The 13,005-nt window shown below is 50.3% G+C and carries 11 protein-coding genes; 5 read left to right on the top strand and 6 right to left on the bottom strand.

Translation table 11 applies throughout. The features are described from left to right. Positions 1–6: 6 nt before the first annotated feature. The 3 genes from ACZ5ZZ_RS06685 to ACZ5ZZ_RS06675 are packed head-to-tail and all read right to left on the bottom strand — an operon-like array spanning position 7 to position 2,003. On the bottom strand, positions 7–864 hold the full coding sequence (locus ACZ5ZZ_RS06685) for an SH3 domain-containing protein (protein ID WP_464141854.1): 858 nt from the start codon (positions 862–864) through the stop codon (positions 7–9). Then, positions 824–1,519: a polyprenol monophosphomannose synthase gene (locus ACZ5ZZ_RS06680; RefSeq protein ID WP_464117266.1), complete on the bottom strand. Its 696-nt coding sequence runs from the start codon at positions 1,517–1,519 to the stop codon at positions 824–826. The genes ACZ5ZZ_RS06685 and ACZ5ZZ_RS06680 overlap by 41 nt, the downstream gene beginning before the upstream one ends. A gap of 43 nt (positions 1,520–1,562) precedes the next feature. After that, positions 1,563–2,003 carry a hypothetical protein gene (locus tag ACZ5ZZ_RS06675; protein WP_464117267.1) on the bottom strand — a complete coding sequence of 147 codons (441 nt, stop codon included), beginning with the start codon at positions 2,001–2,003 and terminating at the stop codon, positions 1,563–1,565. A 79-nt stretch (positions 2,004–2,082) separates the two neighbouring features. Between ACZ5ZZ_RS06675 and ACZ5ZZ_RS06670 the strand changes: the two genes are divergently transcribed. The 5 genes from ACZ5ZZ_RS06670 to ACZ5ZZ_RS06650 are packed head-to-tail and all read left to right on the top strand — an operon-like array spanning position 2,083 to position 8,195. Beyond that, complete coding sequence (locus tag ACZ5ZZ_RS06670) at positions 2,083–2,739, top strand: hypothetical protein (protein ID WP_464117268.1); 657 nt, start codon at positions 2,083–2,085, stop codon at positions 2,737–2,739. 43 nt (positions 2,740–2,782) lie between these two features. Further along, positions 2,783–4,510: an autotransporter assembly complex protein TamA gene (locus ACZ5ZZ_RS06665; protein ID WP_464141852.1), complete on the top strand. Its 1,728-nt coding sequence runs from the start codon at positions 2,783–2,785 to the stop codon at positions 4,508–4,510. Then, positions 4,510–6,867 (top strand): translocation/assembly module TamB domain-containing protein, encoded by a 2,358-nt coding sequence (locus ACZ5ZZ_RS06660; protein ID WP_464141850.1) that lies wholly within the window; start codon positions 4,510–4,512, stop codon positions 6,865–6,867. Before ACZ5ZZ_RS06665 ends, ACZ5ZZ_RS06660 begins: the two co-directional genes overlap by 1 nt. A 44-nt stretch (positions 6,868–6,911) precedes the next feature. Next, complete coding sequence (locus ACZ5ZZ_RS06655) at positions 6,912–7,574, top strand: hypothetical protein (protein WP_464141848.1); 663 nt, start codon at positions 6,912–6,914, stop codon at positions 7,572–7,574. A gap of 42 nt (positions 7,575–7,616) precedes the next feature. Then, on the top strand, positions 7,617–8,195 hold the full coding sequence (locus tag ACZ5ZZ_RS06650; RefSeq protein WP_464117272.1) for a Yip1 family protein: 579 nt from the start codon (positions 7,617–7,619) through the stop codon (positions 8,193–8,195). A gap of 34 nt (positions 8,196–8,229) precedes the next feature. Here the strand turns inward: ACZ5ZZ_RS06650 and ACZ5ZZ_RS06645 are convergent, their stop codons facing one another. The 3 genes from ACZ5ZZ_RS06645 to dut form a co-directional block, all read right to left on the bottom strand. Beyond that, the gene (locus ACZ5ZZ_RS06645; protein ID WP_464141845.1) at positions 8,230–11,007 is read right to left on the bottom strand and encodes a hypothetical protein; all 2,778 of its coding nucleotides are present in this window, start codon (positions 11,005–11,007) and stop codon (positions 8,230–8,232) included. Between the two features lie 12 nt (positions 11,008–11,019). Beyond that, entirely contained in the window at positions 11,020–12,324 is a 1,305-nt protein-coding gene (locus ACZ5ZZ_RS06640) for a hypothetical protein (RefSeq protein ID WP_464141842.1), read from the bottom strand. Positions 12,325–12,541: 217 nt separating this feature from the next. Next, entirely contained in the window at positions 12,542–12,991 is a 450-nt protein-coding gene (gene dut / locus ACZ5ZZ_RS06635) for a dUTP diphosphatase (RefSeq protein ID WP_464117275.1), read from the bottom strand. Between the last annotated feature and the right edge of the window lie 14 nt (positions 12,992–13,005).

The raw sequence follows: 13,005 nt of genomic DNA, 5'->3' as shown, positions 1-13,005 counted from the left end.
TATGCGTCAGAAGTCGTGAGAGAAACTCAGACCGAAGGCAAGATATTGGGTCCGCTCCCAGTAGTACTTTACGTCGCCGCGCAGGGACCAATCTCCCATGCGCAAAGCCGTCCCCAAATCAAAGACCGCCCCGAGACTCATATCATCGGCGGAATAACTGACATTGGAGGCCCCACTAGGAACATCCAAATTAAAATGTGAATACTTAAACATTGGACCGAAACCATAATAGAACAGCATGTTCTTCCCCTGCGGCATCACGGTCTGCAAAAGGAAATCAGCGATAAAAATAAATCCGTCCGCTGAGCGCTTGGTGTAGTCCTGATAGTAAGACGGCGCCCCGAAGAAGAATAAAATATTGGCGTCCGTGTAAATCTCACCCGTGAACATCGTGTTAAAACCATTGAACTTGGCACCATAGAAAAGCAACCCGTCCGTGCGCTCTTTACCCAGGGTGTCTTCCATATAGTTCGTGTACTGCAGAACAGGTCCGCGATATCGAGTCGCAAAGAACGGTTTCTTTCGTTTTTCCTCGCGCTCGGGCTTGGTCTTTTCCGGAGCTGTGATTTTAATAACGCCCGGCTTGATATCCGTGTCAGAAATCCAACCGGTATAACCTGGCTTCAGACGAATCTTATAAAAGGGGCCTTTTTTCTTGGTGGAGATGCTGTAAACACCTCCCAGCTTCAAAGTGGAAATAACCGGAGCATCAAAATCCGCATCCTGATAAACCAGCGCCCCGTCAATAACGACCGTCGCCTGCTGAGCCTGCGCCCACACACTTAACGGCAGCAACAACACCAACAGCAGACAAGCCAGAACTTTATTTAAAACGCATGAGCCATACACGATAGAACGCCTCAAGTACAATCTTCAGGGACATCTTACTTTGTCCTACGCGACGATCTTCAAAAACGATCGGAGACTCGGCCCCTTTGAAGCCCTTCTTTAAAGCCTTGTATTTTAGTTCAATCTGGAAGCTGTAACCATTGGACTCAACGGATGAAAGATCAATGCCGTGCAAAACCTCTTTCTTCCAAGCGTTAAAGCCACCAGTCCAGTCGTTTAAAGGAAAGCCCAAAATCATGCGCGAATAAATGCCGCCACCACGGGAAATGATCTTACGGATGATGCCCCAATTCACGGTACGGCCGCCTGGCACATAACGAGACCCCACGGCAAAATCATTAGCCTGCATGGTCTTCAATAGAGGCCCCAGGTCTTCCGGGCGGTGTGAGAAATCCGCATCCATTTCAACAATGCCCTCAAAACCGTGATCAATACCCCAGCGGAAACCGGCAATATAGGCTTTCCCCAAGCCCTGTTTACCAGGGCGGGACAGAAGATGAAGCTGCGGCATGCTTTTTTGCATTTCGCGTACAATGGCCCCGGTGCCATCTGGAGAGTTGTCATCAACAACCAGAATTTCTACGCCCAGATTCTGGGCAAAGATGGCAGACACGATCGCCTGAATGTTTTCTTTTTCATTGTACGTAGGAATGACAACCAGATTTTTCATGGCTCTAAGCTGTCATAAAGAGCCCCGACATGCAATCTTTTGCTCAAATGGATCGGGAGACGAGGCGCCCTTTCCCCTTTTCCTGAAGAGCCTTCGCTTTATCTGCGGGAATTGCGGGCAAATTTAGCGGTTTTGCCAGCAAATATTTAGGATCTTGACGGCGCTGATCCAACTGCTCTTTCACTTTATTTGCAGCCTGCTCCGGGGCCTTCAGATAAAGCACCGGATCGAACCCACAAGAGCGACACACCACCGACAAACGCCAGCGGATCTTCACGAACACTTCCGAGATTGCCAGACAGATTACAAAGACAATCAAAACGCGCGGATCAAACTGCTGCCACAAAGCGAACATCAGCACCAGCGAAGCCAGGGCACTTCCCAACACATTCATAAAGGAAATATTCTTACGACGATAAATTCGGCGCGGGCTTTTGCAAAAGGCACAATAGCAGTTATGACGAGTCTGAAAAAACGACAACATACTTCTATTCTGCCAAAGACAAGGTCCAGAACGAAAGATCAATTTTTGAAAAATGACAAAGCCTTGCTAGAATCAAAGTATGCAAATCATTAAAACAATCCAGTTCGCTTTGATCGCTTGTGCTCTGATTTCCGCTCCCACTTTGGTCCAGGCCGCCAATGGCTCTGACTATGAAGAAGTCAGCTATGATGACCTTCTCAATGAGTTGAGCGCCAAAAAGAACTCTATCGCCCGCAGATCGGCAAGCTCTTTTGACGACGTTCGCCTGCATGCAGGTATTGGCTATGCCAACTCGTTCACAAATATTTCCGCAAAGAACCAGAACTTCAACCGCCACGCCAATGGCATTCAGCTGTCTCTGGGAATGGATCTGTTCTCGCCGAACTGGTATTCCGAAGGTGTGTTTAAAAACTACGGCGTCACCTCTTCTGGCAGTGAAGAGATGACCTTGCGCGAACTGGATCTGAAAATCGGCTACACCAACCGCCTGGAAAGCATCTGGTCCTATTCCATTAGTTCTGGCCTGTCCAACCGCTTTCTGCGCTTTTCTGATTCCTCCAAAGGCATCAGCGTGGACGAAACAACACCTTCCTTGGTGGTTTCTACAGGTTTTAGCGCCCAGATTCACAAGCACCTTTCCATCGGTGCCGAGGTCAGCGCTCACACCGCTATGGTGAACAGCACATCGGACAAGAACTCTTTTGACTTCGCGTTCCGCCTAAACACCTCTTTGTAATTCAGAAACTTGCCCGTATGCCTAAGAACTGTTAACTCTAGGCATGCGTTTTTTCAGCTTCCTGCTGCTTTTCTCAACATTTTTGACCCTCCCCACATTGGCTGAAACCACGAGCCTGTGCGGCATTCGCATCGAGGGTGATGAAAAAATTGAATTCAGCTCCACCGAACGCGACTGGCTTTGCGGTTCAGCAAAAAGCCCGGCCTGGCAGAACATGCCCAACTCGCAGCGGACCCTTTTCTTAAAGGGCTTTCTACAAAGCCGGGGCTATCACCAATCCACTTTCACCAGTACCGCCGACAGTCTGAATGTGGAGCTCGGCCCCCGCTCCACCCTGCAAACCCTCGAAGTCCACAATGCTCCTGCCGAATGGAACTGGCGCAAGCGTCGTTATATCAAAGACCGCCCATTCACCCCCGCCACGCTGGATGAAATCACCAACTGGGCCCGTCGTCGCTTGCAGGAACACGGCTATCCCTGCCCTCAGATCGATGCACAAGCCCTGGTGCTTGAAGAAAAGTTTAATCTGACTGTGGAACCGGGGCCGGCCTATCGCTTTGGTGCCATTACAACTGTCGGCGAAGAGGATCTCAATCCCGCGATTCTGGATCGATACTCGGCTTTTTTCCCCGGTGCTCCATTTGACATACGCCTTTTGGAGATCACTTCCAACCGGGTGCTGCAGGAAGATCTTTATCTGAGCACCTACTATGACATCACCTGCACCGCTCAAGGCGAGGTGGAGATTGTTCGCAGGATGATTCCGGCCAAACCCCGTCTGCTGACATTTGGCCTGGGGTTTGATTCTGAAGGAGGCGCGCTGTTTAGATCGATGCTGAAACAAGCACGCCTGAATGAAACCGCCGACAATCTGGAAGCCTCCTTGTTTGCCTCGTTGCTGGAACAAACCCTGACCGGCAAACACCGTCATTATTTTTCCTCGGATCTGACCTCCCGACTGCACTTGCTCACCACCGCCATGATCAAACGGGAATCAGAAAGCTCTTATGAAGCCATGACTTATCAGTTGGGCACCAGTTTGGCCTTGGGCTGGGAGGCTCTGCCGTATTCAGGTGTGGCGCAAGTAGGTCCCTTGATTGAGCGTACGGACGTGATGCGTGGGCCTGAACCCTATCAGATCGACGCCCTTCGTATCGCAGGAGAGATCAACCTGACCAGTCATCTTTACGAATACTTTCTAACCAATCCCCAGGACGGATGGAGCGTGACACTGAATGCGTCTTCGCAGGTGCAAGGAGCCCTTTCTGATGACAACATCCATCGTCTGACCTTGCGCCATCAGATCATCTGGAACCTGAATGAATGGGACCCACCTTTCCTGGTTTTAGGCTGGCGGGGCTGGGTGGGCACATTCATTCTGCCGGATGGCGAGAACGACAGTCCGGATATACCGGTTACTCAGCGCTTCTTCCTGGGGGGTGATGCGGATCTGCGAGGGTTTGCGCGTAAGCAGTTACCCGCATCAGACAACGGATTCTTGACAGTGCTGTATCAGGGCCTGGAGCTTCGTGCGAATGATATTCTTCCCTACAATCTGCAACCCTTGATATTCCTGGATGCAGCCAAGGCTGGCATTTTGGCCACGGAACTGGATTCGGCCCTTTACTATTCCCCGGGAGTGGGACTGCGTTGGGGATCCCCGATAGGAACCATTCGCGGTACCGTGGGGCGCGGATTTGTCGTGGACCGTGATCCCAGCAGCATCAATCCGGGTTATCAGTTCTTTGTCAGCTTTGGGAAGGAGTTCTAATGAAGACTCTGAAGAGTGTTCTTCTTGCCCTTGGCGGAGTAGTTTTATTCTTTGTCGCTCTGCTGGTGACGGTGCTTTTGACTGTCTGGCTCTATCCGTCCTTACTGATCAACGAAAATAATATTAAAAAGGCTCTGACCTATGCACCGGTCGACCTTAAGGTAAAATGGCAGAAACTGGATCTGAGCTTTGAAAACCTGCGCTGGAATGAAAAAAGAGTGATTTTTCATTCCGCGAATCTTTGCGTCGAATACAGACCTTTGCTGTCAACTTGCCTGCCTCAGACGCAAATCGACTTGTCCTTTGCGATGGAAGGATTGAGGCCCGTTCTTACAAACTTAAGTGAAGTGAGCATCCACGTCAGTCATCTGGATCTGGAACTTCCCGAAAAAACCGAACCGCAGAAAGCGAAGTCCTTGCTGCCGGATCTACGCCTGCCCGCTTTTTCCAGTCTATTCCCGCACGTTTTGGATCTTAAAAAGCTCGGCCGACTGAATATCACTCTGGATCAGTTCCGTTTGCTTTCGAAGGAAAAACCTCCCCTGCAAGCGAAAGCCCGTCTGCAGCGCACGAATCAAGCCCCCAGCGACCAAGTGGAATTTTCCCTCAACGCCGAGGCCTGGCAGCAGAACTCTTTCACCACAATCCTCTCGGCCCAGGGATCTTTAAATCCCCAGTCCATAACGTTGCAGGAACAAACCACGGTGCAAGCGAGCTCTGTAAAAGCTCAAGCTCCGCTGGAACTTTCCTGGAAAGATAGTTTAACTTTAAAGGCCCACCCCGAGCTTCTGATCCAGACGAAAAAACTAACGGAAAAAATCCGCCCGCAGATCGCATTGACTTGGTCCCCGACGCGGATCGAACTTCATGCAGGGCCTGCTCGTTCCAAAAAAATCTGGAGGGGCGGCGAGCTGGGACTTTCAGATTGCTATCTCGTCAGCGACCTACACCGTGAAAAAGGCTTTCCTTCGCTGGTAAAACTGAACTGCGTCCTTACCGCCAAGCCAAGAAAGAAAATTAAAAACCTTCAAAATATCGAGACACGCCTGACGGCGGAGCTTCGCTTGGGCAGTCAAGGAACCGGAGACAATGAAATTCTTAGTCTGTCGGGTTCCGCAGGTCTTGAAGGTGAAACCGCCTTTATGACCGGAAAACTTTCCGCCCAAGGAGCTGCAGAGATTAAGAATCCAGCTTCTAAACCCCAATGGGTAAAAGCCATTTTTGATCTTTCTGCGAATGTGAGAATTCCGGACTTCACAGTGTGGAAGGATCTTTTCGAAAAAACTCCCTATGCGATTCCCGCTCCTTTTCACGTGCTGAAGGGTGAGGTTTTATTGCAGGCAGAAGCGCATTTGCCCGACTTGACTTCACCCATGTCTGGCACTGCGCAGATGCAAACCCGCTTGGCCTCAAAGACGCAAAAGCTCTGGACCACAACAAAGGCCGTAGCCTCTACAGCGGGTGTATTGCCCAAACCCACGGGCCTGAACATTCAGGTACAAAGCCTCCTGGAAGACATTCTTCTTGAGGCGCCTCCCCTAAGACTGGAACCCCCGCCGCAAGCACTTCCCGACAAACGCTTTGTTCTGAAAGCAGAGCCCTTGGCAACCGCACCTAAAGATGTCTCTGCTCCTTCAATAAAGGAAAAGCTTCCCTTCGCACTGAACTGGACGGTGGACGTCAAAACAGCCAAGCCTGTTCAAATTTCGTCGTCACTGCTACCGCAAAACATTCCGGTGGCCGTGGATCTGCATATTGAGGACAACGGTCTGATGAAAGGCACTGTCGCCGTTCAAAGTTTTCCATTCGAGATTTTCCGTAAGAAGGCCGTCGTGAAGAATGTGGATCTGATCTTCCATGCCAACTCTCGGGTGCCGGAACTGTCCGGTCAGATCAACTATGCCAATCCCGAAGTGGACATCCGGATTCTTCTTTTAGGAAGTCTCGAAAAACCCCGCATCGAATTTGAAAGTGACCCACCGCTAAATCGCCAGCAGATTGTTTCGGTCTTGCTGTTTAATAAGTCTTTGGATGAGCTGAACGAAGAGGAGGTCAACTCCACCGCCAGCATGAGTCGGGCAATGTCCGATGGAGCTTTTGGACTGTTCTCGCTGCTCTTCCTGTCTTCCACTCCGATCCAGTCCGTCAGTTACAATCCGGTGACCAAGGCCTACACCGCCCGTGTCCGTCTGGATGACAGCACCACCCTAAGCATGGGGTCAGACTTTTCAGAAGAAAGGCAGTTCACCGTTCGTCGACGCCTTGGAGGACCGTGGTCCATTCGCACGGAGCTTCGCCAGACCGATGAGCGTCCGGATGTGGTGTTGACCCTGCTGGAGTGGCTGAAGCGCTTCTAGTTCGTTTTCTTGCTTTTTAAATCAGAATCTCAATATAATAGCGCGTGGATATTCTTCTTCTGGCGATGACAACAACGGTGTTTCTTTTAGGTTTGGCTTTGATGAGCAACCGAGCCCGTCGCCGTCAGAATGTCGCCTTCGAACTTAAGCCCAATTGCCTGCTGACTCGATGGCCCTTGTTGTTTGTCACCGGGCCTCGCTCCATTTTTTACTTTAGCACTTATTGGAATCTGTACACCGTCTTTTTGGCCGAGCATGGTTATGAGGTTTTCACTTTGCATCTGCCCTGGAACAAAGCAGACCTGCGTAAGGAACGCTTTGAACACTTTCTAAAGCAGCAAGAGGATCTGGGACGGCGTTTTCATCTGGTGGTCGACACCCCGACCTGGCAGGAGTTTCAGGATCTTTTGCGCCATCGCCGTTCCAGCAGTGTGCTGAGCATCACAGAGATCACCGATGCTGGGCAAAACAGTCCGCAGGCTTTGCAAGCCTTCCCGATCCCCACCGCAGACCTTGAGATGCCAGCCTATAACAAAGGCAGCTTGTTCCTGAACCTCAGCTATCATCTGCACAAACAACTGGTGCGACGGGCTGGCCTCAACAGCCTCAACTCTTTGGGGGCCTTCCCGGAATCCGCTTTAAAAAATTCAATGCTATTGCTTGAGCGCGCGCAAACTTTGGCAGAGATGGATCTGCGCGAATCCTAAATACACCTTGCCAGACTTTATGCGCGGTGGTGAGATAATAATATGAGCGACTACAGAGACGTCACCCCGAACAAGCAGCAGCCCTCTTTTGAAATGACCAAAGAGGTCGTCCGCTACATCATCAACTACCTTCGTCATCCCATCGAAAAAATCAAGACGCTGCCAGATTGGAACTGGCCGCTGCTTTTGATGACTTTGGTGTCTTTGTCGATCATCTCCGGAGTTTTGACGGGACTGGTGCCGCCGAACTTCTACCGCATCATGGGTGGCATTATCGTGTCCCCGATTGTAGGCTTGGTGACAACTTTCATCGGTTCACTATTTATCTACTACTACTTCCAGGTTTTTGAAAAGCGCACGTGTTCTTTGCGCAAGATCTTCACCTTGCTGCTTTTTGCAAACATTCCGTTTTTCATTTTTCAGGTCGGTTCTGAGCTGATTCCACCGATCACTCTGGTGGGCTTTGCTTTTACCGCCCTTCTGATGGCTGTCGGGTTGACCGAGAACTTCCAGATGGAAAAACGCCGCTCTTTAAGACTGGTCACCATTCTTTTTGCCATCGTCTTTATCATCTGGCTTTGGAATCGCATCGACATCAGTCGTTTGGAACGACTGGGCTAAAAAAAAGGGACAGGCCGCACCTGTCCCTTTTTTATTATTTTAAGAACATCGCTTTAGCGAGTTTTTGCTGTTCCTGGAAACTGTATCCCAAGGAAGACACCTTCGCCAGCTCATCAGCCACACGATGCTGCAACTGAATCATGCGGGACATCGCTTCAGTGTACTGCAACTGCCCTGACGCCACGACCTCAACCTCCGGCAACAACATTTTCAAACCGGCCCCCTCTGCCAGCACCAGCTGTAAACGACCTTTTTCATCTTTCACCAAGGCCTCACCTGGCACCATCAGAACCTGCGCCAGAACCGCTGGTTCGCGCAGCCACTGTTGATAGATTTCCTGACGCTTCTTTATGGCTTCGGCTGTGTTCGAAATGACACCTGTTCGTTGCACAAGCACATAAGTCAGAAGATTTCCCATCATCAAACTGTTTTCACGGACAAAGCAGAACTTCTCTTTTCCTTCGCAATTTTTCTTCTCTTTCACCAATTCAGTCCAGTGCAAACTCAAGTGAGGCAACAAAGGCTCTCCAGCCAGCAAGGCCTCCTGTGCAATCGCCATTTGCACGCGCTCGAAGGCATTGCTTAGCAGCTGCCGCGTGCGTTCCCGTGTTTGATCCGTGACGGCTATCGTAAGTACTTCCTGCAAAGAGGAATTCCAGATCTCATAGTCCACTGTCAAATAAGGATGCAGAAGCAGCAAGGCGGTCACATACTTTTCAAGCTTGTGGGTCGCTGTCAAACTCTGCAACTCCATCAGATTATTGATTTGACCTGGCTGATCCACATAGCGGGACTTCTTGGCAATCAACGCCGAAACATTCAGAACGGGCAAATGAAGCCCTAACTTCTGCCAGCGCGCTTCCTTATCCACCGTCATTTTTTGCAGATAGGAAAATGCAGGGGCGAAGTAACTTCTAACAATTTCGCCACCATCTTTCACCTCTTTTCCGGCAGGTTTTTCCTCCGTCCAGGCGGCGCGACTGAACTTCCGGATGTCCCGGGTCATAAAGACCGTGCTCATTTCCTGCTGGCACGTCTTAAAGTTCTCTGACGAGCCATTGTTAATAAACTGCATCAGTTCTTTAGGGGACCCCGTCACGTCACGAATAATTTCCTGCACCAGATCCATATTCGAGACGTTCAATGATGTATTGGCTTTGTAAGATGCAGAATCCACGCGTCTGTAATAAGGCGCCTTGCTAAGAGCAAAGGTCGTCATCGCCTCACAAGAGCGGAACGATTTTTCATCAATCTCGGTAAGTGCACTGCGGTTGTTCAGCACCTCTTCGTAGGTATCCATCGCCTGCTTCATTTGGGCTCTATGGTATTCCTCCATCATGACCGCCAGGTCCTTGATCATCACCATCATTTTCTTTTGGTTCTCAAGAATCTCTTTTTGCATGGCCTTGATTTCAGCAAGACTCTGCTTAATGGCTCTCAGTTCGGCCATCACTGCCGGGTCCGAACCACCACCCCCCAAACCACCAAAGGCAGCTAATGCCATTGTTGCCGGCCCACCCGAGAAGGCTCCTAAGGCTCCGACAAAGCCACCGGCACTGAAGGCTTTTGAGATGGCGCTGACCGCCTGAATTCCCTGATTGATCTTCATGGCTGTATCAATCGCCTTGGTCACACCAGGGCTCAGCTTAACACCCAAAACGTCCGTCACCTGCAATGTGGTTTTCAGAATGTTGTCTAAAGACTTTGAAGCGTTGTCGACGCTATTCACAAATTTTTGAACATCAGAATCCAGCTCCCGTTTGCGCTGAAAGAAACCTTTCTTTTCCAGTTCTGCCGCCACCTCAGGTGACGGTGGCTCTGAGGCGCGGCCGTTCAACAGAGCATCCATCATTTCCCGGGCCTGCTTTTTCCCCGGCTCAGACAAGGACAGATCAATATCATCCGTCAGCTTTTTAATCTTCCCATAGATATTTTTAACAGAGCCCCCCATCACCACCGCATCCTTCCTCAAGGACTCGCTGTATGTCTGCAGTGACTCGGCCAGGGCCACGACCTTTTTGGCCTTATCCGCCACGTCACGGATCTGCTGAATATTGACCAACAATGTTTTGACTGTTGGAGAGTCCGCCAGGACAGAGGCCAGAGCACCCGCCACAGCCGTGTAAAGAGCCAGACTGGCCTGATCATCTTCACTTAATCCATATTGGTAAAATAAATAGTCAGCTTGTTTTAAGTACGCAACAATCTGATCAATCTGGGCGGAACGATCGCCGATAAATTTGGTCTTATCAATTTTATCCAGGACCTCAGGACGTTCTTTTTTTATTTTTGCCACTACGTCCACCGCGATATCGTGGCTGTCTTTTTTGATCTGTTCATCAAAGGCCTTGAGCAAATTGCGCAAAGCCACCGATTGAACCAACCCGGCCATCTTACCTTCCAATTGATGATGAAAAGCATTGCTGCGCTGAACTTCCTTTAAGTTTAGATTCAACGTATTCAACAGAAGATCGGTGTCAGCCAAGGCTGCAGAATCACCGACGATGATGCTTTTCTTCGCCACTTCCCATCTTTGACTGATCTCATCAGGGAAGGCCTTGGCCTTCCCTTCTTCCAATTGGGCTTTTAGAAATCCCAACACCTCAGGATTTTGTTCCTGCAACAATGAGCGCAAAGCCTCTGCCAGCGGCAGATTGGCATTTTCAGAATAAATTAACTGTTGAAACTGCTCCCAGCCAGAATTCTGATTCTGCTTTTGGGGAGTCGCCGTGGGCACACTATTGCCAGCCGGAGCGCAAGCCGACAGCAAAAAAGCACATGCAGTCGAATATACAACAAATTGCTTTTTCATTTTTCCAACTCCTTAAATAATGGACTGACCGTTGACGGTGATTGTACTGCGCTCTTGCACACCCAGCGGACCCGAGGCTCCTCTGTCTCCTTTTTCACCTTGAGCACCTTGAGCCCCTTTGACCGCCCCATCACATCCACGGCGACCAGAGCCTGGGTCTCCACCTTCTCCACCCATGCCGCCCTCACTGCCGATCCCTCCTGGGCCTCCCAGTCCGGGTTCGACTGTCAGACTGGCCGTAAAGAACGGGCCCGTGGAAACTGAAATATCTACGGAACCTGAATGGCCGCCAATCATCCCCATGCCACCGCGATATCCTTTGGGTCCTTGGCCACCGGGGGCCCCACTGGAAGGTCTTTTAACACAAATGAACTCACAAATTCGTCGAGCAGGACGTTCTACTAAAACGTCACGGAAGACTTCGCCGCCAGTGCAACTTTGATAAATCTCAGCATCAGATCCGCGTGCTCCTTTTGCTCCGACTCCCGTCTGCGCTGCTGCTGGCAAGCCCTCACCCCCGGCTGTTCCACGCATGTTGATATTCAAGTGCCCCATAGCCATACCTGCTCTTAAAGAAAGATAGCCCCCATCCTTACCAACCTGCCCTGGGGCTGGAACTTTCTCTGCTTCTTCGCGGGAGAAGGATTCAATGGTGGCTGTGTCTTCTGCGTAAAGGCGACTCACCTCCAGATAAACCTGCTGTCCTTCGGTGCGCAGAATATTTCCCTTTTCAATGAAGATGATTCCGAACTTATAGACACCGGAAGAAATCCCCAAAGACTGTAAAGTCGTCACTTTGCTTTCAGAGGCAACAACCAGATCCGGAGTCAGCGTGTAGGTGCTTTCTGCAATCAATTTCTCTTGGGAGTAAATGCGGTAAGTGACTGTCTTTTGGGTCCGATCATGCTTCCAGAGATCCAGTCGGTCCGAAATCACATACCGACCCGACACATACTTTGCATCAATTTTGGAAACGGCTTCATAGGCGGGGTTCACTGCTAACGACGAAAACGAACGTTTGATCTCCAACTGGTTCACGTAAATGTTTTCCGGGATCGACAGTTTTGTCTCGTAGATATTCAGGTTTCTTTTGAACTCTGGATAGTTTGAACGGTCTTCGCGAAGATCGGTGACCTTCTTGACTTCAATCACCACCCCTTCGGCAAGAACACGACGGGGGTTGGCCTCCTGGGCATTGTTGTCGGAAGCCTTTACTGTCGGTGTTTGCGGGCTGTTTCCGCCTGTGCCTTGGCACGCCAGAAGGTGACTGGACAGAATCGAGATCAGGAAAATTTTAAAAGTGTTTTGTACTGACATAACATCTCCTATTGTCAGTACCCCCTAAAGCAATGCACGTACCGCCTCTCAGGTCCGATATATGGCTTCTGAGGCTCGTTTTCGGATATTTTATGGAATTCCATGGACTGGATTCTTAAATCTAGGACTTTTTTAAAAGCCTGCAGCCCTTCTCTGGGCACAAAAAAACCCACCTGGTACAGGTGGGTTTTTAGACTTTTTATCTTGAAGTTCTTTCTTAGGCGCGACCCGTGGAACCGAATCCTCCAGCACCACGTTCGGTGGCACCAAGTTCGTCCACAACCTCGAACTGAGCCTGAATCACCGGCGCCAGAACGAGCTGAGCACAACGCTCCTGATCACTGATCACAACCGGCTCATTCCCCAGATTGATCACAATGATTTTTACTTCGCCACGATAGTCGGCATCAATGGTGCCCGGCGTGTTCAACACCGTCAGACCGCTTTTCGCCGCCCAGCCACTGCGAGGACGGGCTTGGATTTCATATCCCAATGGAATCTCAAAGCTCAAACCGGTTGGAATCATGGCTCTTTCGCCTGGATTCAACGTCACAGCCCCGGCAAGCTGAGCGCGCACATCAAAGCCACTGGCACCCAAAGACTGATAGGCTGGAAGCTCACCACGGAAATTTTCTAGTTTTTTGATTTTTACTGCCAACTTTTGCATTTCAATCCTCGTTC

This window comes from Bdellovibrio sp. HM001 (assembly GCF_055397275.1).
This window is presented reverse-complemented; position numbering and strand designations above follow the sequence as displayed.

Coding starts and splice junctions, on each gene's coding strand:
- ACZ5ZZ_RS06660 (WP_464141850.1), top strand. CDS start 4,510: ATGAAGACTCTGAAGAGTGTTCTTCTTGCCCTTGGCGGAGTAGTTTTA.
- ACZ5ZZ_RS06645 (WP_464141845.1), bottom strand. CDS start 11,007: ATGAAAAAGCAATTTGTTGTATATTCGACTGCATGTGCTTTTTTGCTG.
- ACZ5ZZ_RS06640 (WP_464141842.1), bottom strand. CDS start 12,324: ATGTCAGTACAAAACACTTTTAAAATTTTCCTGATCTCGATTCTGTCC.
- ACZ5ZZ_RS06665 (WP_464141852.1), top strand. CDS start 2,783: ATGCGTTTTTTCAGCTTCCTGCTGCTTTTCTCAACATTTTTGACCCTC.
- ACZ5ZZ_RS06675 (WP_464117267.1), bottom strand. CDS start 2,003: ATGTTGTCGTTTTTTCAGACTCGTCATAACTGCTATTGTGCCTTTTGC.
- ACZ5ZZ_RS06670 (WP_464117268.1), top strand. CDS start 2,083: ATGCAAATCATTAAAACAATCCAGTTCGCTTTGATCGCTTGTGCTCTG.
- ACZ5ZZ_RS06650 (WP_464117272.1), top strand. CDS start 7,617: ATGAGCGACTACAGAGACGTCACCCCGAACAAGCAGCAGCCCTCTTTT.
- ACZ5ZZ_RS06680 (WP_464117266.1), bottom strand. CDS start 1,519: ATGAAAAATCTGGTTGTCATTCCTACGTACAATGAAAAAGAAAACATT.
- dut (WP_464117275.1), bottom strand. CDS start 12,991: ATGCAAAAGTTGGCAGTAAAAATCAAAAAACTAGAAAATTTCCGTGGT.